This window comes from Psychrobacillus sp. Z16_25, assembly GCF_056856695.1.
Genome location: NZ_JBXEOV010000019.1, coordinates 1 through 21,731, shown reverse-complemented (window position 1 = coordinate 21,731; position 21,731 = coordinate 1). Strand labels below are relative to the sequence as shown.

19 protein-coding genes are annotated in these 21,731 nt (G+C 38.1%); 11 read left to right on the top strand and 8 right to left on the bottom strand.

Annotated elements, in window-relative coordinates; translation table 11 throughout:
* Together AC1VU3_RS15235 and AC1VU3_RS15230 are read left to right on the top strand one after the other, a co-directional pair.
* Positions 1 to 1,341 carry a hemolysin family protein gene (locus tag AC1VU3_RS15235; protein ID WP_480389952.1) on the top strand — a complete coding sequence of 447 codons (1,341 nt, stop codon included), beginning with the start codon at positions 1 to 3 and terminating at the stop codon, positions 1,339 to 1,341.
* Between the two features lie 48 nt (positions 1,342 to 1,389).
* Positions 1,390 to 2,199, top strand: a complete 810-nt coding sequence (locus AC1VU3_RS15230; protein ID WP_482983913.1) for an undecaprenyl-diphosphate phosphatase — start codon at positions 1,390 to 1,392, stop codon at positions 2,197 to 2,199.
* Positions 2,200 to 2,219: 20 nt separating this feature from the next.
* Here the strand turns inward: AC1VU3_RS15230 and AC1VU3_RS15225 are convergent, their stop codons facing one another.
* Positions 2,220 to 3,014: a nucleotidyltransferase domain-containing protein gene (locus tag AC1VU3_RS15225; protein ID WP_480389954.1), complete on the bottom strand. Its 795-nt coding sequence runs from the start codon at positions 3,012 to 3,014 to the stop codon at positions 2,220 to 2,222.
* 543 nt (positions 3,015 to 3,557) lie between these two features.
* Between AC1VU3_RS15225 and AC1VU3_RS15220 the strand changes: the two genes are divergently transcribed.
* Positions 3,558 to 7,961 carry a S8 family serine peptidase gene (locus AC1VU3_RS15220; RefSeq protein ID WP_482983912.1) on the top strand — a complete coding sequence of 1,468 codons (4,404 nt, stop codon included), beginning with the start codon at positions 3,558 to 3,560 and terminating at the stop codon, positions 7,959 to 7,961.
* Positions 7,962 to 8,028: 67 nt separating this feature from the next.
* Here the strand turns inward: AC1VU3_RS15220 and AC1VU3_RS15215 are convergent, their stop codons facing one another.
* Positions 8,029 to 8,331 (bottom strand): YunC family protein, encoded by a 303-nt coding sequence (locus tag AC1VU3_RS15215; protein WP_480389956.1) that lies wholly within the window; start codon positions 8,329 to 8,331, stop codon positions 8,029 to 8,031.
* A gap of 253 nt (positions 8,332 to 8,584) precedes the next feature.
* Between AC1VU3_RS15215 and AC1VU3_RS15210 the strand changes: the two genes are divergently transcribed.
* Positions 8,585 to 9,178, top strand: a complete 594-nt coding sequence (locus AC1VU3_RS15210) for a kinase (protein WP_480389957.1) — start codon at positions 8,585 to 8,587, stop codon at positions 9,176 to 9,178.
* Between the two features lie 136 nt (positions 9,179 to 9,314).
* The gene (locus AC1VU3_RS15205) at positions 9,315 to 9,518 is read left to right on the top strand and encodes an alpha/beta-type small acid-soluble spore protein (RefSeq protein ID WP_480389958.1); all 204 of its coding nucleotides are present in this window, start codon (positions 9,315 to 9,317) and stop codon (positions 9,516 to 9,518) included.
* An 85-nt stretch (positions 9,519 to 9,603) separates the two neighbouring features.
* Here the strand turns inward: AC1VU3_RS15205 and AC1VU3_RS15200 are convergent, their stop codons facing one another.
* The 4 genes from AC1VU3_RS15200 to AC1VU3_RS15185 form a co-directional block, all read right to left on the bottom strand.
* Complete coding sequence (locus AC1VU3_RS15200; protein WP_482983911.1) at positions 9,604 to 9,894, bottom strand: DUF2653 family protein; 291 nt, start codon at positions 9,892 to 9,894, stop codon at positions 9,604 to 9,606.
* Positions 9,882 to 10,325, bottom strand: a complete 444-nt coding sequence (locus tag AC1VU3_RS15195) for a hypothetical protein (protein ID WP_480389960.1) — start codon at positions 10,323 to 10,325, stop codon at positions 9,882 to 9,884. The genes AC1VU3_RS15200 and AC1VU3_RS15195 overlap by 13 nt, the downstream gene beginning before the upstream one ends.
* A gap of 87 nt (positions 10,326 to 10,412) precedes the next feature.
* On the bottom strand, positions 10,413 to 10,541 hold the full coding sequence (gene sda / locus AC1VU3_RS15190; protein WP_480389961.1) for a sporulation histidine kinase inhibitor Sda: 129 nt from the start codon (positions 10,539 to 10,541) through the stop codon (positions 10,413 to 10,415).
* Between the two features lie 449 nt (positions 10,542 to 10,990).
* Positions 10,991 to 11,131 carry a hypothetical protein gene (locus tag AC1VU3_RS15185; RefSeq protein WP_480389962.1) on the bottom strand — a complete coding sequence of 47 codons (141 nt, stop codon included), beginning with the start codon at positions 11,129 to 11,131 and terminating at the stop codon, positions 10,991 to 10,993.
* A gap of 117 nt (positions 11,132 to 11,248) precedes the next feature.
* On the opposite strand from AC1VU3_RS15185, the gene AC1VU3_RS15180 reads away from it, so the two are divergent.
* The gene (locus tag AC1VU3_RS15180; RefSeq protein ID WP_480389963.1) at positions 11,249 to 12,199 is read left to right on the top strand and encodes a hypothetical protein; all 951 of its coding nucleotides are present in this window, start codon (positions 11,249 to 11,251) and stop codon (positions 12,197 to 12,199) included.
* A 135-nt stretch (positions 12,200 to 12,334) separates the two neighbouring features.
* Here AC1VU3_RS15180 and hutH read toward each other — a convergent pair whose 3' ends face one another.
* Positions 12,335 to 13,846 (bottom strand): histidine ammonia-lyase, encoded by a 1,512-nt coding sequence (hutH, locus tag AC1VU3_RS15175; RefSeq protein WP_480389964.1) that lies wholly within the window; start codon positions 13,844 to 13,846, stop codon positions 12,335 to 12,337.
* A gap of 1,045 nt (positions 13,847 to 14,891) precedes the next feature.
* Between hutH and AC1VU3_RS15170 the strand changes: the two genes are divergently transcribed.
* The 3 genes from AC1VU3_RS15170 (at position 14,892) to AC1VU3_RS15160 (ending at position 19,432) form a co-directional block, all read left to right on the top strand.
* Positions 14,892 to 16,787 (top strand): PrkA family serine protein kinase, encoded by a 1,896-nt coding sequence (locus tag AC1VU3_RS15170; protein WP_480389965.1) that lies wholly within the window; start codon positions 14,892 to 14,894, stop codon positions 16,785 to 16,787.
* Positions 16,788 to 16,886: 99 nt separating this feature from the next.
* Entirely contained in the window at positions 16,887 to 18,044 is a 1,158-nt protein-coding gene (yhbH, locus tag AC1VU3_RS15165) for a sporulation protein YhbH (RefSeq protein WP_480389966.1), read from the top strand.
* The gene (locus AC1VU3_RS15160; RefSeq protein ID WP_480389967.1) at positions 18,041 to 19,432 is read left to right on the top strand and encodes a SpoVR family protein; all 1,392 of its coding nucleotides are present in this window, start codon (positions 18,041 to 18,043) and stop codon (positions 19,430 to 19,432) included. Before yhbH ends, AC1VU3_RS15160 begins: the two co-directional genes overlap by 4 nt.
* A 133-nt stretch (positions 19,433 to 19,565) precedes the next feature.
* Here the strand turns inward: AC1VU3_RS15160 and AC1VU3_RS15155 are convergent, their stop codons facing one another.
* Positions 19,566 to 20,438, bottom strand: a complete 873-nt coding sequence (locus AC1VU3_RS15155; protein WP_482983910.1) for an SDR family oxidoreductase — start codon at positions 20,436 to 20,438, stop codon at positions 19,566 to 19,568.
* 116 nt (positions 20,439 to 20,554) lie between these two features.
* On the opposite strand from AC1VU3_RS15155, the gene AC1VU3_RS15150 reads away from it, so the two are divergent.
* Entirely contained in the window at positions 20,555 to 21,292 is a 738-nt protein-coding gene (locus AC1VU3_RS15150; RefSeq protein WP_482983909.1) for a gamma-glutamyl-gamma-aminobutyrate hydrolase family protein, read from the top strand.
* An 18-nt stretch (positions 21,293 to 21,310) separates the two neighbouring features.
* On the top strand, positions 21,311 to 21,478 hold the full coding sequence (locus AC1VU3_RS15145) for a hypothetical protein (RefSeq protein WP_480389970.1): 168 nt from the start codon (positions 21,311 to 21,313) through the stop codon (positions 21,476 to 21,478).
* The last annotated feature ends 253 nt before the right edge of the window (positions 21,479 to 21,731 follow it).

The window sequence follows — 21,731 nt, the reverse complement described above, 5'->3', positions numbered from 1 at the left end:
TTGACCGCATTGAATCTAACGATATTTACCATTTTGATAGCATTAACAGCTTTCTTCGTAGCTACGGAGTTTGCTATTGTTAAAGTCAGACAATCACGAATAGATCAGCTTGTTGCTGAAGGGTCCAAAGGGGCGCTTTCTGCCAAACAAGTAACGACTCATTTGGATGAATATCTTTCAGCCTGCCAATTAGGTATTACTGTTACAGCTTTAGGGATCGGTATGGTTGGAGAATCTACCTTTGAATTTATTCTTCATCCTCTATTTGAAACAATAGGCATCCCCACAGATTATATTCACTTCTTTACTGTAGGAGCAGCCTTCCTTATTGCTACTTTCTTGCATGTAGTAGTTGGTGAACTTGCTCCAAAGACAATTGCCATTCAAAAGGCAGAAAAAGTTACATTAATGTTTGCTAAGCCAATTATGGTGTTCTATAAAATTCTTTACCCGTTTATCTGGTTCCTTAACGGTTCGGCTAGACTATTAGTAGGTCTTTTTGGTATGAAGCCTGCAAGTGAGCATGAGCTTTCGCATACAGAGGAAGAGCTGCGTTTATTACTTTCCGAAAGCTTTAAATCCGGAGAAATCAATAAAAATGAGCTTAAATTTGTAAATAACGTCTTTGAATTTGACGATAAAATTGCTCGTGAAATTATGGTGCCACGTACAGATATCATTGGCTTTGATATTAATGCTACTTTTGAGGAAGTGCTAACGCTTGTCTCAGAAGAACGCTATACTAGATATCCAATTTACGAGGGTGATCGTGATAATATATTAGGGTTTCTAAATATTAAAGACTTCCTAACATTAGGTATGAAAAACAGAATTGTTCCAGAAACTTTTCAGTTACAAGAATTTATTAACCCAGTAATTCATACAATAGAAACAACCAGAATCCAAGACCTTCTCCAAAAAATGCAAAAAGAGCGTATTCATATGGCTATATTGCTTGATGAGTATGGTGGAACGTCTGGATTGGTTACGGTAGAGGATATTCTGGAGGAACTTGTTGGTGAAATCCGAGATGAATTTGATGACGATGAAATTCCAGAGGTACGAAAAATAAACGAAGATCATTATCTTGTATATTCAAGTGTTTTATTAGAGGATATCGCCAAGCTGTTATTTATTGATTTAGAGGAAGAGTCAGTGGATACAATAGGTGGTTGGTATTACACACAAGATATGGATTTAGATTTAGATAAAACAATTTACTATCAGGGATATGCTTTTTCTATTAAGGAAAAAGAAGGGCACCAAATACGCTATATTGAGATAAAAAAATCAGAAGCTCCTGAGAATTCTGAGACAGAGGTTACAGTAGTAAAAGATTAGGGAGGAGAATAATATCTCCTCCTTATTTTTTTAGGAAAAGAGGTACATATGGAAGAGCTTCTAACCATTCTGAAGTATTTAATTATTGGACTTGTCCAAGGCTTTACAGAGCCTATCCCAGTATCATCAAGTGGTCATGTCATGATCGTCAGTGAGATACTAGGGATGGGGGAGCAGGGCTTTACGTTTGCCATTCTTACGAATACAGCATCCTTACTAGCGATTGTAATTATTTATAGAAAGGATATTATAAGACTTTTAACTAATTCATTATCCTTTATGAAAACAAAAGACTCACGCTATCGTAGTGAATTTAACTTTGTGCTTTATATTATTATTGGGACAATTCCAGCAGGACTTCTAGGCGTGCTCTTTAGCGATGTCATTGCGGAGAGCGTCAGTATGACTACCATTGCTATCATGCTTTTTGTGACAGGGATAGCGCTTTGGGCTATTCGTAATTCAAAGGGCTCAAAAGGGGAGGCCGACCTATCGGCAGGTGACGCTTTTCTTGTTGGGTTAGGGCAAGCGGTGGCATTACTGCCTGGCATCAGCAGATCTGGGGCTACAATCATTACATCAATGGCTGTAGGGATGAAAAGAGAAACTGCACTACGCTTTTCTTTCATGCTCTATATTCCGATCAGCCTGGGTGGAGTAGTGCTGGGCTTCACGGATTTTTTTGATGAGCCCAATAAGGGAGAACTTGCTATCCCTTATTTAGTAGCTTTTGTTTCTACTTTCATCATGACTTATTATGCAATGAGATGGTTTATGGGAGTCATGATGAAGGGTAAACTCATTTATTTTACGTATTATTGTTTTATCGTAGGAGCATTACTTTTACTATTTTATTAACAAAAAGCTGCACTCCCTGGTTAGTTGGGATGCAGCTTTTTTTTCTTTAAGTGGTAAGTAAGCATACGATTCATTAGCGGTTCAATTTGGCTTCTATCTGAATCTGGTAGTTCGTCCATCATCCAATCATATTCTTCGGCGATTAGTTTGCTTATTAAAAGGGCAGCCATGGAGTGGTGATGGACAGTTATGTGATTAAATATCTCCTCCACTTGCAATCTTACAGATGCAGGTAAAGAGGTATGTAAGGTCTTCAGGCCTAGCTGAGCTCTAGATGGCTTGTATTTATATAATAATACTCTTGAAAGATGCTCCATAACATTGGAAAGCATTCGTACTGACCATATATGGTTGCCTCTGTCCTCTGATTTTTTGTATTGAAATAAAAACCATGCAGTATCTATCACATCATCTCGATATTGTTCCAAAGAGATAGCTAAGCCTTGCGTATGGATATATGATTTTAATAAATTTTCAGGGTCATAAAGGACCTTAAAATAATCTTTTGCTGGAAAATCTTCTGATGTTACAGTGAACAAATCAATATGAAGCAAGTCTTCGTAGACAGCGATAATCTGAGGAGCGATAATATAGACGCTATCTTGGAATATAATTGGCTTATACGCTTCTAAATGTTTTATTCTATTAAGTAAAAATAAATCTCGGTCTTCTTTATCGACTAAGCAATATAAATCGATGTCAGAGAATTCATCGTGCTCATTTCTTCCCATGGAACCCTTTAAAAATATTGCCCTCACTAAGGGATCTGCTATTAAACTTTCACTAATTTTCTCGATAGCTATCTCTTGTTTCATTTAACGCCCTCCTCTCTTTCATCCCTATTTATCCCGATCAATTTAACATTCTATTAAGTATCATTTTACCAATATAAGTAACTCATATCCACAAGTTTTGCATGGACGCCAAGGGATTGGTCAGTCATCAGCAAAAAGTCTTGTATATTAATGCCTACAAAAAGTGAATAAGTACACTAGCAAGAAGTCCTAACATATAGAGAATAGGGAAAAGTAATCATTTTTAAAATTGATTAGGAAAATAGAATCCTAATTTCCATAATTATTTAGGGTTCCTAAATTTTTTTCTTTGTTTTGAGCCTTTATGACCAGCGTATTCCTTTCTAAGTACCTAACTAGCTAACTAGCTAACTTGGTAATATTCATTCAATTCTGAAAACTAAAGAAAAATGCGACTTAATTCGACAAAAAAGAATGCTTTTTTCCTATATAGTGAGTGGTACAGCGAGAGATTTACTAAACTCCATGAGATAGTTGCGAGTAAATTGCAAAGGAGGGACATAACGTTTTACAGAAGTACCTATATAAAAAGGAGGAAGGAAATTGAGAAGAAGAAAAGGATCCACTAAGGCACTTAGCCTTGCAGCATCTTTACTAATGACGTTCTCGCTAGTTGCTCCAAATGTAGTAAATGCCGAAGCATCAGTCAAAAACCTTCATCAATCTTTTAGAGATTCTAATCCTAATAGTATCTCTGTAAAGGACAAGCTTAGTAGTAGTCTACTAGAAAGCTTTAAAGAGGATGACAAAGTTACCTTTCTTATCAAATTCAAAGATAAGGCTGATACTGTCAAGGTTTCTAAAAAAGCAGAAGAATTGGCAGAATCTAAGAGCTTATCCTCCCATAATACTAAGTTAATGAAACGTTCTGCAGTAGTTTCTGAATTAAAATCTACATCCTTAGAATCTCAGGAATCTGTACTAGAGTTTCTTGAACAGGAAGAAGCAAATGGAAACGCTAAGGACATTGAATCTTATTATATTGTCAATGGACTAGCGGTAACCGCAACCAAGGAAATAGCTGAAAAGGTTGCTAGCTTCCCTGAGGTGGAAAAGGTTCTACCAAATGAAACACGTCAGCTTTTTACAACTAAGGTAGAAACACAAGAAACGCCTAAGGCAGATATTGCGAACGTTGAATGGAATATAGAACGTGTAAAAGCTCCAGAAGTTTGGGATATGGGAATTGATGGAGCCGGGACAGTAGTGGCAAGTATTGATACTGGTGTTCAATGGGATCACCCAGCTTTAAAAGAGAAATATCGAGGCTATAACAAAGCAACAGGAGAAGTTTCCCATGACTTTAACTGGTTTGACTCTACCTCTGGTGCAGGAGCTACGCCATATGACGATCAAGGTCATGGTACTCATGTAACTGGAACGATGGTAGGTAGCGAACCGAATGGCTCCAACCAAATCGGAGTTGCACCGGGTGCAAAATTCATTGCAGTTAAAGCTTTTACAGCTTCAGGTGGATCTGACACAGATTTATTAGAGGCTGCTGAATGGATTTTAGCTCCAAGAGATGCAAACGGCAACGCACGAGTAGATTTAGCTCCAGATGTTGTAAATAACTCATGGGGTGGCGGAGCTGGATTAGATGAATGGTACAGAGACGTAGTTATTAACTGGCGTGCAGCGGAAATTTTCCCTGAATTCTCTGCTGGTAACACTACTTTTACAAACCCTGGTGGTCCTGGGTCTGTAGCTGCTCCATCTAACTATCCTGAATCCTTTGCAACTGGTGCTATAGATATTAATAACCAGGTAGCTGGTTTCTCTTTAAGAGGACCATCACCGTATGATGAAATTAAACCGGATATCTCTGCACCAGGTGTTAATATCCGTTCTTCTGTCCCAGGTAGTGGATATGAAGGAGGCTGGGATGGTACATCAATGGCAGGTCCTGCTGTAGTTGGTGTAGTAGCTCTTCTTAAGCAAGTAAATGCAAATTTAACAGTAGATGAGATAGAAGAGATTTTACTAAATACTGCTATTCCATTAACAGATGCTCAGTATCCAGAATCTCCAAACCATGGATATGGTTATGGCTTAGTTAATGCTTATGATGCAGTTTCTTCTATTATTTCTGGTCTAGGATCTTTAAAAGGTCAAGTAACAAAGCAAGGAGAGGACACAGAAGCTCCTGTATTTGAACACGCTGCTCCTGCAGAAACATATGCAGGAATGGATCTACCATTATCTGTGAATGTTACAGATAACATCAGCATTGCTTCTGTAGTATTAAACTACCAAGATGCTGATGGTGCATGGCAAACAATTGAAGCTGGGCGCAAGTCTGGTGACTATAAAGCTGGGGAATATAACGTAGTAGTACCTGGAGCTTTAATAACTGGAGAATCTTTCACTTACTCTTGGACTATCAATGATTTTGGCAATAATGAAGTTTCAAGTGACGAATATACAGTGGAAGTGAAACCGGGAATTACAGTTGGATATTCAGAGGATTTTGAGTCTACACCAACTGGTTGGACATCCTTTGGAACAAACGATAGCTGGGAGTGGGGAGTACCAACAACCGGACCTGGTGCTGCAGCTTCTGGTGAAAAAGTATATGCAACAGATCTAGATGCGCTATATGCAAATAGCATGAACGCTACTCTAGTAATGCCTCCGGTTGATCTTCCTGAGGGCAGCGCTTATTTACAATTCAAACAATGGCATAACTTTGAAATGTCGACTTCTGGAAGAGCATGGGATTATGGCCATGTGTTCATCTCTACAGATCGTGAAAACTGGGAGCAGTTATTAATGGTTCAAGGTCAGTCTAACGGCTGGGTTGATGGTGAAGTAGACCTTTCTAGCTATGCTGGACAACGAGTTTATATTGGATTTAATGCTTTCTCTGATAGCAGTGTTCAAAAAGATGGCTGGTATATCGATGATGTAACACTTGCGAATGAGTCACAGACTGGAAAAGTTTCAAAAGGGAAAAATAACGGTAATAATGGTAACGGGAAAAATGCGGTAAATGGCAACAATGGAAACAATGGCAAAGGAAACGATAAAGATTCTTTCAAAGAAGCAATTGATCCTAAAACCATCAAACCTGAAATGCCTATTGCTAAAGAAGAGCCACCAGTAATTGATGCTACACCAAGTCCAACATTGTTACCACTTGGTGCACAGGTAAGTGTATTAGAATCAGGGCGCTCTGTATATTCTAACCCTGCAAATGGATCTTACTCTCTGACTCATGCTGCTGGAGAATTTACAGTAAAGGCAGAGGCTTATGGATTTGCTTCTGAGGAGCAAGCAGTTGTCATCGCAGCGGATGAAACAACTACTGCGAACTTTACACTGGAAGAAATCACTCAAAATACAGTAAGTGGAACTGTAACTGATCAATCCACAGGAGAAGGAATTCCAAACGCTACATTACTATTAGTAGAGGATGCAAATATTTCTCCGGTGACAACAGATGAGAATGGTCAATATTCTATTACTGCATATGAAGGTGAATACACGTTAAAGGTACTAGCTCGTGGTTACCATGGTACAGAGGTTACTGTCACTGTTGGTGAGGAAGCAACTGTACAAAACATTACATTAGAGCCTTACTACACATATCCAGGTGGAGAAATTGGCTATGATGATGGAACAGCAGAAAATGCACGTGCATGGAATGCTGCAGGAAATGCTTGGGCAGTAAAAATGTCCCTACCTGAAGGAAAAGAAAGTGGAATCGTTACAGACGGAGTATTCCGTTTCTGGGATACTGAATGGCCTGTTCCAGGTGGTACCTCATTCGCAGTAGAGGTTTGGGATGCTACTGGTGCAGAGGGTACTCCAGGTAAAAAGATTGCAGGACCAATCGACGGAACTGCGCTACGTAATGGAGAATGGACAGTAGTAGATCTATCAGAGCATAATATCGTTGTAAACGGAGACTTCTTTATGGTATACCGTCAAACAGCTGCGAATCCTAACACACCAGGACTTGCAACAGATGAAAATGGAACCAATGCGGCAAGAAGCTATCAAAGCGTTTCTGGAGCATGGTCACCAGCACCTACTGCAGAGGGTAACTATATGATCCGTGCACGCGTTAGCTATGAAGTGGATGGTCCAGTTATCACTACTCCAAAAAGCGGATTGGTTACAAATGAAGAAACGGTTACGATTGAAGGTGCTGCTTCTCCTACTACTACTATTGAATTGAACCAAAATGGTGAAGTAGTAGATTCTACAACGGTAGGAAACGATGGCAAATTCACGTTTGAAGCGACATTAACTGAGGGAGTAAATGAATTTACCGTAACTTCTATTCTAGATGGAAGAGAGACTGGTGAATCAGAAGCAATTACTGTAATTCAAGATAGTCAGAAGCCAGAGCTTACAATCGACAAGCCGGCTGATGGAGAGAAAACAAACCGTGAAACAGTAACTGTAGAAGGAACTATTTCAGATGATAATCTTGAAACTGTTCTTGTAAATGGAGAGCGAGCTACTGTTTCAAATGGTAGGTATTCAAAACGTCTTCTACTAGATGAAGGGGTAAATGTAATTACCGTGGAAGCAAGTGATCAGGCTGGAAACATGGAAACAAAATCTGTAACAATTACTGCAGATTATTATGCTCCAGAGATTTCTAACTTAACGCCTGCTACAGACGTTCATATAACGACTGGTAGAACTGTGAAAATCGAATTTGACAGTGAGTCAGGATTAAAACCAACATTTGTTATTCATATGCCTCTTACAAATGTAGGTGGTGAAGTAAGTAACGCAACGGAGCTTCCATTTATGGAGATGTCTAGCGGGCACTATGTTGGATATTGGACAGTACCTGCAGATACTGTAGCAAACGGAGCAGTAATCGAAGTTATCGCAAAAGACCAATTTGGTAATGAAACTCGTCAACGAGCTGCTGGTAAGCTGTTTGTCAATGTGACAAACACAAATGCCCCAGCTGTTATGAAATAACATGCAAAATCAGAGAAGCCAGGGATTGTCCTTGGCTTCTCATTCTGTGTGAAATAAATTCATGTAGTTATACCATTTTGAGCAAGGCTTCTCTACCGATTGTCCCCTTATTTATGCCATAACGCTCTGCTTCCACTGTTACAGATTCAAGTGGTGCATTCAATAATTCTTCAATCGTTTTTACACCAACAGCTCTACCAGCTATTATTTGTCTGTCCTTTAGCTTATCGTTGAGTAATCCAACATCTAAAGCTCCGCACATTATATAGCCTTTATCATTTGAGACTGTTAATAATGTGGTTTTAGGTAATTTAACAGTCACCGCTAGAAACGTCGTTCCTTCCAATATAATGGGCTCCATATGAATCATAAAATACGTCACTCTCCTTTTCTTTTATCAACTTATGTAAATAATCGGGATAACGTGAAAAAAGCCGGCGTTTGATGAATAGGAAGAGGAAAACTTACCGAAACGAGCTAATGACGTGGCTATAGACTAATCAGTAAAACCAATTGGATATAGCTGTATGTAAATGATACATTAGAATAGAGTTAGCAATTCTTTCTTCGTTCAAGATGTAAAATTAGAAAAATTAAATTCTGTTGTTTGGAAGGTGTTTATGATGAGGAATGGGTTAAAACAAATAGAAAGGTCCATACCCAATTTAAAAGATGGGGAAAGGTTCCTCCTAGGAATAGACGGTCTTAGTCGAGCAGGGAAGACGACAATTACCAGGCAACTAAAACATCTTTTGTTGGAGAAGAATATTCCTCATGTCATCATTCATCTCGATGATTTAATTGAAACGAGAGAAAAGCGATATAATACCGGACGTGAACAATGGGAAGAATATTATTATTTACAGTGGGATGTGGATGAATTAAAAGAAAGCTTTTTTGAAAAATGTAAGACTGCTCCTTTTTTAAAGCTGTCATTTTACGAAAATGAAATAGACCATCAGCATATAAAGAAGGTTATTCTCCCGCCGACTTGTGTCATTCTAATAGAAGGTGTATTCCTTCAAAGAGAAGATTGGAGAAATTACTTTGATTTTGTCGTATATATGGAGGCTACAAAAGATCAACGATTTAGCCGAGAAGAGAATACAACGAAAAAGCAGATAGAAAAATTCGAGAACCGCTATTGGAAAGCGGAGGACTTCTATCTAGATACAATAAATCCATTACATAAAGCAGATTTAGTTATTCAAAATTAGCTTTCCAAGTAGGAAGAAATTTATGCTGTTTCTATACTTGCTTGAGCTTTTCTCACGTGACTTTAAAAATTTTTAATACCTCCTTGTATAAACAAATTAAAAGCGCACAATCTAATCTCACAAGGAGGTGAGAGAAATGTCAAAAAACAATAACAGCAACCAACTACTTGTACCTGGTGTTAAACAAGCTCTTGATCAAATGAAATATGAAATCGCTCAAGAATTTGGTGTTCAACTTGGAGGAGAAGCAACAGCGCGTGCTAACGGTTCCGTTGGCGGAGAAATTACGAAGCGTTTAGTTGCTCAAGCCCAAAGTCAAATGAGCGGTCAACAACGTTAATAAAATAAAAATGAACTGATGACTAAATATAGTCTGGGTTCTATAGAATTACAAAAGGGTCGGAGTAATATCCGACCCTTTCCTTTTAACTAACAGCTGCAATAATTCCTTCTTCATCATCCAATATTAACTCAATTGCTGAGGAATTAGGATCAAGGTTAAGAAACTCGCGCATAGACTGTCTAAGTGCTTCAATAATATTTAGTGTTGATAACTCATATGTTTGCTGATTTATGAAAGCCTCAGCAGTAAAACCTGTGTCATCATTAAACATAAGTTCAATTTCTACCTCTTCTGGACTTATGCTATATTTTCTTCCTAGATATACACAGAGTGCGTTAATAATATTTTGCTCGGGGATGATTAGTTTTTCCATACTTGCTTATCCTCTTTTTGCTTTCTCTTCATCATATCGAAAATTTTCTTAATTAGTACAACGATTAAGATAATAGCACCAGCGTTAATTAATAAACCAAGTAATGAACCTAACATACCCATATCAGCAAACAAGCTACCAAATAACAGGCCAGCTAATCCACCAACGAAAAGTCCTTTCATTAGACCACCTGAAAAGAAACCACCTTTTGTATTAGTAGTGTTATTCGTTTTGCTTGCTGCAGGAGTTGAGTCTTCCTTATCCTTTTGTATATTAGAGTTCGTATTATTGTTATTGTTGTTCGTGTTAAAGCTTTTTTTTCCAGATTTATATTTTTTCGCTTCTGCAATCATTGTATCTTGAAAAACAAAGCTTCCAACAGAACTAAAAACAAGCGTAGCTGTAAGCAGTAAAACCATTAATTTCTTCAATCTAAACCCTCCACGATTTTTAATAGACGAATGTTTTCTTGTCTATTTGTATTACGTATTAAATGTAAAAAAGTTTCACTTTTAGAACTATAAATTTACATGAAGAGATCTTCGTAATATCTCATTTTCTAATAATGCTAAAAAATCAGGGCACAATTTTAATTCTTTTGCTTTTAGATATGACTCAATTAAAAGATCATCAGACATTTTACTCATAAATTATACCTCCAATTATTATGTTAAAAATAAATGAATATCTTTAAGAACAAATGACATAGCTACCATATATTTGTGTATATCCAATTTAACAAATTTCTTTATATAGAACAATCGTTCTTTTATCCACAGCTAGAAGGGGATAAATTGTTAATAACTTGTTTATATAATTTAAGAAGTCTTATATATCTAATGTGTATATTGTGAGTAACTTTATCCACAAGAGAGAAAAGTGCAAATTTTGTCGAAATGTTTTTTGAGGATTGTTGATTAAAATCGAATAATCAGGGTAACTTATACATATAATACCTACATTTTCTTGATTTTTTTGTAAGTTATCCTAGTTATGCACAGGTATAAGTGGATAACTTATCAGATTTTTTTACTAATACCCTGGAAAATCAATATTTAAACCTGTGAATAAATATATCCACAGATTTTTTTTTACTTTAATTGTCCGTCTCTATTTCATTCACACCGTCCACTAGCTCTTCACAAGTTTCTTCCGTGTCTGTCTCTTCTAATCCTAAATAGCCTAAAGAGATAAGGGAGGCTGCTCCGATTTTTGAACGAGATTTATTGTCAAACATCTATATTTCCTCCTAAATTCATTATTAGTAAATTACCCAGCTATCATTACTCTAAACATTTCGCTCGTTGAAACTCTTCTTGAGAATGCCCGTATAACTATCAGGGAGGGGAATTTTATGTGGGATTCATTACAAACTAAACAGAATTGGCTACAAGATGAAATGTTGAAAAGAGATAAGTTATTGCGAAAGCAAGAAATAATAGAGCACCAGATTGGCCAAGCTTTGGAACGGAAGGGGCTTTATCAGAAAGAGCTTAAAAAGGAACAAAGGGATGTAGATCGTTTAGACCGGTTTTCTATCATGAACTTGTTGCTTGGATTAACAGGGAAAATAGATGAAAAGAGAGAAAAGGAACTGCTTGAGCTTGCAGCTATTGAAGCGAAATATCGTGAAGTGGAGAAAATGATCATTGATTTAGAAAATGATAAGTTTCAGATTCATGTGGAGCTTAAAAAGGTAGAATGGCAGATTCTGGACGAGGAAATGGCAAGACTAAAAGAAGAAAAACAGCAATGGATTAGGAAGAATGATTTCATCACAGCAAAAAAGATAGAAGAAAGTTATGAAGAAAAGACTGCTTTAAATGCCTATATTAGAGAAATTGAGGAGGCTATCTCGGCAAATAAAGATGCTATGCAAGCACTGGAAGAAGCGTTGAAATCGCTAAATGACGCACATGGTTATTCTAGTTGGGATACTTTCTTTGGGGGAGGCTTAATGGCTACTGCACTGAAGCATAGTGAGTTAGATGCCTCAGAGGAAGCCATTCACCGTGCACAGCTATCTCTTCAGCGCTTTCAAACAGAGTTGATGGATCTAAATGAAATAGAGGTAGACAGCATAGTGATAGAAAAAGAGGGGTTCTTAACTTTTGCCGATTACTTTTTTGATGATATTTTCTCTGCATGGACGATTCATTCAGAGATAGATACAGCAATAAATCGTGTAGAAGATATTATTAATAAGCTAGAGGAAATTGCAAAACAACTTGAAGTATTGCTTCTAGAAAATCAACAAAGATCAGAAAAAGTAGAAGAAGAAATTCATCGTCTCCTAAAACTATAAGCTAGACTAATAATGGCGCTTTTCCTTCAATAGGAATGAGTGCCTTTTATTAGCTGTATCACGTATTAATTGAAAAAGTCACCTCCCCCCAATTCTTAGCTTGGCGGGGGAGGCATAGACATTTGCGCTTTTTTGTTATATTTGAGGTTCCTTCTCTTTAAGAGAAATTTCGTTTTTCAGCTGATTTTTCATATTTTCAATATCTACATAGAATGCTCTATCCTCTAAGATAGGAGGGATGGTTTTTCTAATTTCTTGCCATTTATTATACAGTAGGGGGGAAGCAAGCTCTGCTCCACGATATTCAAGTCCTTGGGCTGCACAGATGGCTTCAATGGCCAAAACATGTCTAGTGTTTTGGAGAATCTGTTGAGCATGTCTTGCTCCTATAGTTCCCATGCTTACATGGTCCTCTTGGTTTGCAGAGGATGGAATAGAATCCACAGAGGCCGGATGGGCAAGCGTCTTATTTTCCGATACAAGACTTGCTGCTGCATATTGCATGATCATTGCCCCTGATTGTAGGCCTGGAAGGGAGCTTAAAAAAGGTGGTAGTCCTTCATTAAGCTGTGGATTAACAAGACGTTCTATTCGTCTCTCGGATACATTTGCTAGCTCCGCTATCCCTAGCTTTAAAAAGTCCATGGCAAAAGCAATCGGCTGTCCATGAAAGTTCCCACCCGATATTACAAGCCCTTCATCTTCAAAAATTAAAGGATTATCTGTGGCTGCATTCATCTCAATTTCTAGTTTTTCTTTCACATAACCTAATACCTGCCAGCTTGCACCGTGAATTTGGGGGATGCATCTCAATGAATAGGCATCTTGGACACGAATTTCTCCTTGCTTTGTCACGAGTTTGCTTCCAGCCAACCAGCCTCGCATTCTTTCAGCAACCGCTACTTGCTCAGGATATCCCCTTGCAGTATGAATCGCTGGGTGGAATGCATCAGTGATTGCTCTTAATGCCTCACATGTCATTGCGCTAATCCATTCACTTTGGTAAGCAAGTACTTCTGCCTCCAGCCAATTTATCACTCCTTGGGCAGTCATCGCCTGCGTACCATTAATCAAGGCTAAGCCTTCTTTTGCTTCAAGGGTAATAGGATTCACATGATAACGCTTCCAAATTTCCTTGGAGGAAATTCGAGAATCGCCTTCCCATACTTCACCTTCTCCAATTAATACAAGGGCTAAGTGAGACAGAGGAGCTAAATCCCCAGATGCGCCTAATGACCCTTGAGAAGGAATAACTGGATGTATGTGGTTGTTTACCATATACACAAGACGTTCTAACACCTCTATACGAATTCCTGAGAAGCCCTTTAATAATGCATTTAGACGAAGTACGATCATCGCTCTCGAAACAATTTCTTCAAAAGGTTCTCCTATCCCACATGCATGGGAGCGGATGAGGTGTAGCTGTAATGTATGCGTATCTGCTGAATCAATAGGAACATCACTGAATTTTCCAAAGCCAGTGTTAATACCATATACCGTTTTTCCTGTTTGGACAATGGATTCTACTGCGTCCCTACTATTTTGTACGGCTACAAGCGATTGAGGGTCTATAGCAATTTTTTCATTAAAGTATAAAATCGATCTCATATCCTTAAGTGTCAAATCTTTTCCATTAAGATATATCATTCAATCACTATCCTTTTAATAATAATTTTGTTTTATGAATTAACCACTTCCTTTTATTTTAACGAATTTTCTCCACGCTTTAAGCATTTTTCGTATAAAAAGGAAAAATTTCTCACGCGCTAATTAGTTGTCGCGTTAGTATATCAGTGTAATGAATTAGAAAAAGATGAAATGGGACATCTGAAAAAGGTGTGATGTTTTAATAAGACTGTCACAAGAGCAATGCTACATAGTAGGACTAATGGGTGCTTTCGGCGGACGCTTTCCGCGGGGGGAGCGGTGAGCCACAGCCGGACGCTAACGCGTGCCGCTGCGTGTCTCACCTGACTCCCTCCTCCCGCAGGAGTCGCCGCCTGTCGCTGCCATATTCCCGGTACACTTCCTTCTTCAATAGATATCCCCAGAAGGATAATATCCATCAAAAAAGAATGTGGTGATATTATAAAAACTATTTCAGTGAACGATAAAACAGAATTTATTTATAAAAATCCCTAACTAACAGCAACGAAAGATGAGACGCGCAGCGGGGAACCTGTATATGAAAGGTTAAAAAAAGAAAAAGTTTGGACAATCAGGTTCTTTTCGTAGTAGGTATTATTCTTATTAGGATTTACTAGTCAAAACTTAGTATTAATAGGAATAACAAATGGTTCGGAGCAGCGTCGGCGACTCCTGCGGAAAGCGTCCGACGCAGCGGAGAACCTAAGGTTCAAATATAAAGAAGCCCTTATGATGAATCATAGAGGCTTTTTAAGTCTGGTTCGTGCTGTTCTCGTTCAAATCACTAGGTTGCTCGTTAAGGTTCTAAACGTTTGCTCATCCTTTTTCTTTATATTTTTTCCTGTTTCTTTTAACGAACGTGGAATATTTGCATATGATAGGAAAAACAAAAGGAGAATAGAGGAGAAGCTGGACTCACTTGCAATCGGTTGATGAGCTAGCATTTCATCAGGAAGGCCTATTGAAGATATTCTAAACAAGATGTCTACGGAAACGTCATTTGAAAATCATCAAAATTATTTCTAGAAAAGGGATGGAGGGGAATATGGACATCTTTGAGAAGATAAAAGATTCTCGCCAATTGGAAAATAAGCTGAAGTGGGAAGGTACTTTCCGGGAGTATCTAGAGATAGTAAAGGAAAGGCCTGAAGTGGCACAAACAGCGCACGCGCGTGTATATAGCATGATTAAGGATGCAGGCGCTGTGGAGGAGAATGGCAAAAAAAGATTCAACTTTTTTGAGAAGGACATATTCGGTCTAGAAGAGGCAATCGAACGGCTAGTAGAAGAATATTTCCATCCAGCCGCAAAGAGACTGGATGTTCGAAAGAGAATTTTATTACTTATGGGTCCAGTAAGTGGAGGGAAGTCAACTATCGTAACTCTCTTGAAGCGAGGCTTTGAAGAATATTCGAAGACAGACAAAGGAGCCGTTTATGCCATTAAGGGCTGCCCGATGCATGAAGAACCATTACATTTAATACCGTCTCATTTGCGTGATGACTTTTATAAAGAGTTTGGAATAAGAATTGAGGGGGCACTTTCTCCTCTTAATACGTTAAGGCTTGAGAAGGAGTACGGCGGCGATATTGAAGATGTCATGATTGAAAGAATCTTCTTTTCGGAGGATAAACGTGTAGGTATTGGAACATTTACTCCTTCTGATCCCAAATCTCAGGACATAGCCGACTTAACTGGCAGTATAGACTTTTCTACCATTGCAGAGTATGGATCGGAATCAGATCCAAGGGCCTATCGATTTGATGGAGAGCTTAACAAAGCAAATCGAGGAATGATGGAATTTCAAGAGATGCTGAAGCTGGATGAGAAATTTCTATGGCACTTGCTTTCCCTTACACAGGAAGGCAATTTCAAGGCTGGCCGATTTGCTTTAATTAGTGCAGATGAATTGATTATTGCACACACAAACGAAACAGAATACCGTTCTTTTATTGCTAATAAAAAGAATGAAGCGCTACATTCTCGAATCATCGTAATGCCGATCCCGTATAATCTGCAGGTCAGTCAGGAAGAAAAGATTTATGAGAAGATGATACGGGAAAGTGATATGAGAAATGTTCATATCGCTCCCCATGCGCTGAGAGTAGCAGCTATTTTCTCCATTCTAACTAGACTAGAGGATTCTAAAAAGCAAGGAATGGATCTCGTTAAGAAAATGCGGCTATACGACGGGGAGACAATCGAGGGTTATAATGACATCGATATAGAGGAGCTAAAAAAAGAATCTACCACGGAAGGAATGCATGGGATTGACCCTCGTTATGTAATTAACAGAATCTCCTCTGCAATCATTCGTAAAGAAATCCCTTCTATCAATGCATTAGATGTATTGCGTTCTCTAAAGGAAGGTCTCGACCAGCATGCTTCTATTTCCAAAGAAGACAAAGAGAGATACATGAATTTTATTTCCATTGCTCGTAAGGAATTTGATGAAATTGCGAAAAAAGAAGTGCAGAAGGCCTTTGTTTATTCCTATGAAGAATCTGCTATTACCTTAATGAACAATTATCTCGATAATGTGGAGGCTTTTTGTAATAAAAATAAATTAAGGGATCCTTTGACAGGAGAAGAGATGAGTCCTGATGAAAAGCTAATGCGCTCCATAGAAGAGCAAATTGGCATCTCAGAAAATGCAAAAAGAGGCTTTAGAGAAGAAATATTAATCCGACTATCTGCGTATGCAAGAAAAGGAAAGAAATTTGACTATAGCTCTCACGAAAGGCTGAGAGAGGCCATTCAGAAAAAACTATTTGCAGACTTAAAGGATGTAGTGAAAATAACTACTTCTGCATCAACTCCAGACGAGACACAATTAAAGAAAGTTAATGAAGTAATCGCAAGATTGATAGACGAACATGGATATAATTCTACCTCTGCAAATGAATTGTTAAGGTATGTGGGAAGTTTGCTTAATAGGTAACATACAGCCAATGAGAAAGAAAACAAGACTGATATATTTATTAGTCTTGTTTTTTTACACTCTTACCCAATCGGGTAACAAGATAGGTAGGTGTTAAGGATGGAAGAAGAGAAAGGGAAATTTCTAATATCTCAGGAAAATTGGACACTACATCGAAAAGGACATCAGGATCAGCAAAGACATATGGATAAAGTCAAAGAGGCTATACGCGATAATTTACCTGATTTAATAAGTGAAGAAAGTATCATCATGTCAAACGGACGAGATGTGGTTAAAATACCCATCCGGTCGTTAGATGAATATAAAATCAGATACAACTATGATACAGGCAAGCGTGTTGGGCAAGGAAATGGATCTAGTGAGGTTGGAGATATTGTAGCGAGAGGGCCAGGGCAAGGAAATGAAGCTGGAAAAGGTAAGAAAGCTAGTACCGGTGCCGGGCAGGATTATTACGAGGCAGAGATTTCAATGGAAGAAATACAAGATGCCTTATTTCAAGATATGGAACTCCCTCACCTCGAAAATAAGCAATACGCAGAGATTATAACGGAACATATTGAGTTTCATGATATAAGAAAGAAAGGCCTTATGGGAAACATTGATAAGAAGAGAACTATTATTTCCGCTATTAAGCGGAATGCTTTAAAGGGGAAGGCAGAAATCGCTCCCATTCATCAAGATGATTTACGTTTTAAAACGTGGGATGAAGTAAAAAAAAGAGAATCCAAGGCAGTTGTCCTTGCCATGATGGATACAAGTGGCTCTATGGGGGTATTTGAAAAGTATTGTGCTAGAAGCTTTTTCTTTTGGATGCTACGATTTCTGCGTTCGAGGTATGAGTCGGTGGACATAGAATTTATTGCTCATCACACGGAGGCAAAAGTAGTGGAGGAGGAAGCATTTTTTACGAAAGGAGAAAGTGGGGGCACTATTTGCTCTTCTGCCTATAAAAAAGCATTAGAGCTGATAGCAGAAAAATATCCTCCTTCCCAGTACAACATCTATCCAGTGCACTTCTCAGATGGTGAAAATATATCCAGTGACAATGTTAAATGTGTGGAACTAGTAAATGATTTAATGAAGGTCTCTCGTATGTTTGGTTATGCTGAAGTAAATGAGAGGAGCAGGTATTCCACTCTAATGAACGCCTACAAAGAAATAGATAATCCGAAATTTCGGTATTTTATTTTAAAAGAGAATAAGGATATTTATAAAGCATTAAAAAGTATCTTTGCTAAAGGAGCTTCCAGTGTATGAGCGGGACACTTGAGCGTGCTATTAACGAAATTACGGAAATCGCAACCGGCTTTGGTTTAGATACGTATCCGATGAGATATGAGATATGTCCAGCAGATATCATTTATACAATAGGGGCATACGGAATGCCGACAAGATTTTCACATTGGAGCTTTGGAAAGCAATTTCAAAAAATGAAGCTCCAGTATGACCTGGGCCTTAGCCAAATTTATGAGCTAGTGATCAATTCCAACCCTTGCTATGCATTTCTGCTAGATACGAATAGCTTAATTCAAAATAAGCTGATTATCGCACATGTGCTTGCTCACTGTGATTTCTTCAAAAATAATGTAAGGTTCTCGAATACTAGAAGAGATATGGTGGAAAGTATGACAGCTACTGCTGAGCGCATAGCACAATACGAAATGCTTTATGGAAAGGAGGAGGTAGAAAGATTTTTGGATGCGGTCCTCGCCATTCAGGAGCATATTGATCCATCCATCATTAGGCCAAAGCTTCCTGAGTATGAAGAAGAGGAAGAAGAGGTAAGGAGAAAAAGCGAATTTGATGATTTATGGAGCCTAGACGAAACGAAAAAGACCAGCCGGCTATTTGTTCCGTATAGGAATAAGTTTCCGCCTGCTCCTGAGAAGGATTTGTTATTGTTTATTGAGCAATTTAGCAAGGAATTAGAGGAATGGCAAAGAGATATACTAACTATGATGAGAGAAGAAATGCTTTACTTTTGGCCACAGCTAGAAACCAAAATTATGAACGAGGGCTGGGCATCTTACTGGCACCAACGAATCTTAAGAGAAATGGATCTTTCCACAGAAGAAACCATTGAATTCGCTAAATTGAATGCGAACGTTGTGCAGCCATCCAAGACGTCTATCAATCCCTATTATTTAGGATTAAAGATATTTGAAGATATTGAACATCGCTATGACCATCCATCAGAAGAGATGAAACGGATGGGAATTTCTCCTGGTGGTGGAAGAGAAAAAATATTTGAAGTAAGAGAAATAGAATCCGATACCTCCTTTATAAGAAACTATCTTACAAAGGAACTAGTTAAGCGAGAAGATTTATATTTATTTGAGAAGAAAAATGGGAATTATGAAATCACAGATAAAAATTATGAACAAATTCGAAATGAACTAGTTGCAATGCGAACGAATGGTGGATTTCCCTACTTAGTTGTAGAGAATGGGGATTATGGTCGCAATGGCGAGCTTTATATTAAGCATTGCTACGAAGGAAAAGAGTTAGATACTCGTTATTTAGAGAATGTAATGCCCTATATCTATCAACTTTGGGGAAGAACGGTTCATGTGGATACGGTAATCGAAAATAAATATGTGCTCTATACATTTGATGGAATAAAAACAAATAAAACCGTAGGATAAAAAACTAGTAACAAAGGGTTTGGTGCGTATGGATAGCTCGTCTAAAGTAGCAGATAATTACTCTTAAAAAGTAAGAAGCACTTACGATTGATTAGAATCGTAAGTGCTATTTACATATGAGTATTTTTACTTTCTACGAGTTTACAAAATCTCCGCCATCCACGTGGATGGTTTGACCAGTTATATAGGTAGAATCATTCGAAGCTAAAAAAACATATGCAGGAGCATTTTCTGCTGGCTGACCTCGACGTCCAGTAGGGTTGTTATCCCCATGTGTTTCCACTTTTTCTTCATCAAAGGTAGCTGGGATCAGTGGTGTCCATATTGGACCTGGTGCCACAGCGTTTACTCGAATTCCTTTATCCACTAAATTTAAAGCCAACGATCGAGTAAAGGAGGTAATTGCTCCTTTTGTAGATGAATAATCTATCAGGCTTTTAGAGCCACGATAGGCAGTGACGGAAGAAGTATTTACGATTGTATCTCCTTTAGTCATATGCGGAAGTGCAGCTTGTGTTAGATAGAACATGGAAAAAATATTCGTTTCGAATGTCTCGAATAGTTGGTCCTTCGAGATATCTAAGAAATTTTCTTGAGGAAATTGCTTTCCGGCATTGTTAACTAAAATATTTAGCTTTCCAAAATTTTCCATAACCTCTGCAATTACCTTCTCACAATTTTCATCGTCACTTAAATCAGTGGCAATCCGATGAGCTTTTACACCATACTTTTCTATAAGCTGAACAGTCTCTTTCGCATCTTCATGTTCATCATAATAGGCAATAGCAACGTCTGCTCCCTCTTTAGCAAAAGCGATGGCAACCGCTCGGCCTATTCCACTATCTCCTCCAGTTATAAGAGCCGTTTTCCCTTTTAATTTCTCCGAGCCTTTATAATTCTCATCATCAAAAATAGGCTGTGGATGCATTTTTTGCTCAATACCTGGCTGACGATCTTGTGTTTGTCCAGAAATTTGTTCGTCTAGTTTTTCATATTTATCACTCATGAGATAATACCTCCTCTGTTTGATATCTACCTTTTTTATTCCCTTGGTGACTAAAAACAAACAAGTTTTTAATGAACGAATGGTGGGTATAAAAATGGTGGAGAAGGTGAAAACTAATGAAGCCAATTATAGGCATAACAGCAGAGGTAGATGAAGAAAAGAATTATTATTTATCACCAGTGTATTCGGATGTCATTATTCAGGCGGGAGGAATACCACTATTAATTCCTCTAGTATCAGAAGGAAATATAGAGGAGCTCTGTGAGCAAATTGATGGTTTGATTATTACCGGTGGAGAGGATATAGATCCTGCTTATTATAATGAGTATCCTCATCTTGATTTGCAAAGGACAACCCCGAGACTTGATAAGATGGAATATGATTTAGTAAAAAAAATGTTAGAGCTAGACAAACCATTCGTAGGCATGTGCAGAGGATTACATATGCTTAACATTGTAATGGGAGGCTCACTATTTCAATCCATTCATTCTCAAAGGGATGAACCAGCTATGCAGCATAGGCAAAATTCAATCAGAACACACCGGTCCCATCCAATTACACTCTCCAGGGAGAGTAAGCTATTTGAAATTTTTCAAGAGGAACATTTCAAGGTTAACTCCTTTCATCATCAAGGAGTAAACAGAGTTGGGGAAGGGTTAAGGGTAGTGGCGACTGCTCCCGATGGAATAGTTGAGGCAGCTGAAAGTACGCAGCATACATTTGTGATGGGATTCCAATGGCATCCTGAGGAGTTTGCTTTAGACGGTGATAAAAAATCGCAACAATTTTTCAAAGAATATATCCGTGCGGCTATTAATAAGAAAAATAATCGCACTGATAAACAAACAAAATAGTGAAGGAGAGAATGGAATATGACAGATAAAAAGAAATCCGAGCAAATTGACGAAAGATCTTTCCAACGTGATTCTCATCTAAACCCAGATGACTTTGAAACAGAAGGCAACAACGGGTATGCAGACAATAAGAAAGAAAAAGACACAGACAAGCTAAAAAGTGAAGAAGAACATAAAGAGAACTAACCCTTAAAAGCATTAGGAGCTCCTAATGCTTTTTTTATATTCTAGGGATAGGAATTGTTTTCTTTCAGCCTTTTTTGTAATGTGGACAAAACTAGTTGGGGTTAGCACTTTCCTTACCTTTGCAGGATGCTTCTAACTGTCTGGCTTATTTATCCCGCATTAAGGGACAGTAAGAATCCCACTTCCAGATGGCAAAAGAAATGAGACAGCTAAGTGGGAGATCAACTGTCCCTAAAAGCCCGATTGGTTCAAC

Excerpts from the sequence above, each read along its gene's own strand:
- AC1VU3_RS15225 (WP_480389954.1), bottom strand. The coding sequence starts at position 3,014 with ATGAAACAAGAGATAGCTATCGAGAAAATTAGTGAAAGTTTAATAGCA.
- AC1VU3_RS15185 (WP_480389962.1), bottom strand. The coding sequence starts at position 11,131 with ATGTTTGACAATAAATCTCGTTCAAAAATCGGAGCAGCCTCCCTTATC.
- AC1VU3_RS15145 (WP_480389970.1), top strand. The coding sequence starts at position 21,311 with ATGACAGATAAAAAGAAATCCGAGCAAATTGACGAAAGATCTTTCCAA.
- AC1VU3_RS15230 (WP_482983913.1), top strand. The coding sequence starts at position 1,390 with ATGGAAGAGCTTCTAACCATTCTGAAGTATTTAATTATTGGACTTGTC.
- AC1VU3_RS15180 (WP_480389963.1), top strand. The coding sequence starts at position 11,249 with ATGTGGGATTCATTACAAACTAAACAGAATTGGCTACAAGATGAAATG.
- AC1VU3_RS15150 (WP_482983909.1), top strand. The coding sequence starts at position 20,555 with ATGAAGCCAATTATAGGCATAACAGCAGAGGTAGATGAAGAAAAGAAT.
- AC1VU3_RS15155 (WP_482983910.1), bottom strand. The coding sequence starts at position 20,438 with ATGAGTGATAAATATGAAAAACTAGACGAACAAATTTCTGGACAAACA.
- AC1VU3_RS15210 (WP_480389957.1), top strand. The coding sequence starts at position 8,585 with ATGAGGAATGGGTTAAAACAAATAGAAAGGTCCATACCCAATTTAAAA.
- AC1VU3_RS15205 (WP_480389958.1), top strand. The coding sequence starts at position 9,315 with ATGTCAAAAAACAATAACAGCAACCAACTACTTGTACCTGGTGTTAAA.
- hutH (WP_480389964.1), bottom strand. The coding sequence starts at position 13,846 with ATGATATATCTTAATGGAAAAGATTTGACACTTAAGGATATGAGATCG.
- yhbH (WP_480389966.1), top strand. The coding sequence starts at position 16,887 with ATGGAAGAAGAGAAAGGGAAATTTCTAATATCTCAGGAAAATTGGACA.
- AC1VU3_RS15215 (WP_480389956.1), bottom strand. The coding sequence starts at position 8,331 with ATGATTCATATGGAGCCCATTATATTGGAAGGAACGACGTTTCTAGCG.
- AC1VU3_RS15160 (WP_480389967.1), top strand. The coding sequence starts at position 18,041 with ATGAGCGGGACACTTGAGCGTGCTATTAACGAAATTACGGAAATCGCA.
- AC1VU3_RS15170 (WP_480389965.1), top strand. The coding sequence starts at position 14,892 with ATGGACATCTTTGAGAAGATAAAAGATTCTCGCCAATTGGAAAATAAG.
- sda (WP_480389961.1), bottom strand. The coding sequence starts at position 10,541 with ATGAGTAAAATGTCTGATGATCTTTTAATTGAGTCATATCTAAAAGCA.
- AC1VU3_RS15200 (WP_482983911.1), bottom strand. The coding sequence starts at position 9,894 with ATGGAAAAACTAATCATCCCCGAGCAAAATATTATTAACGCACTCTGT.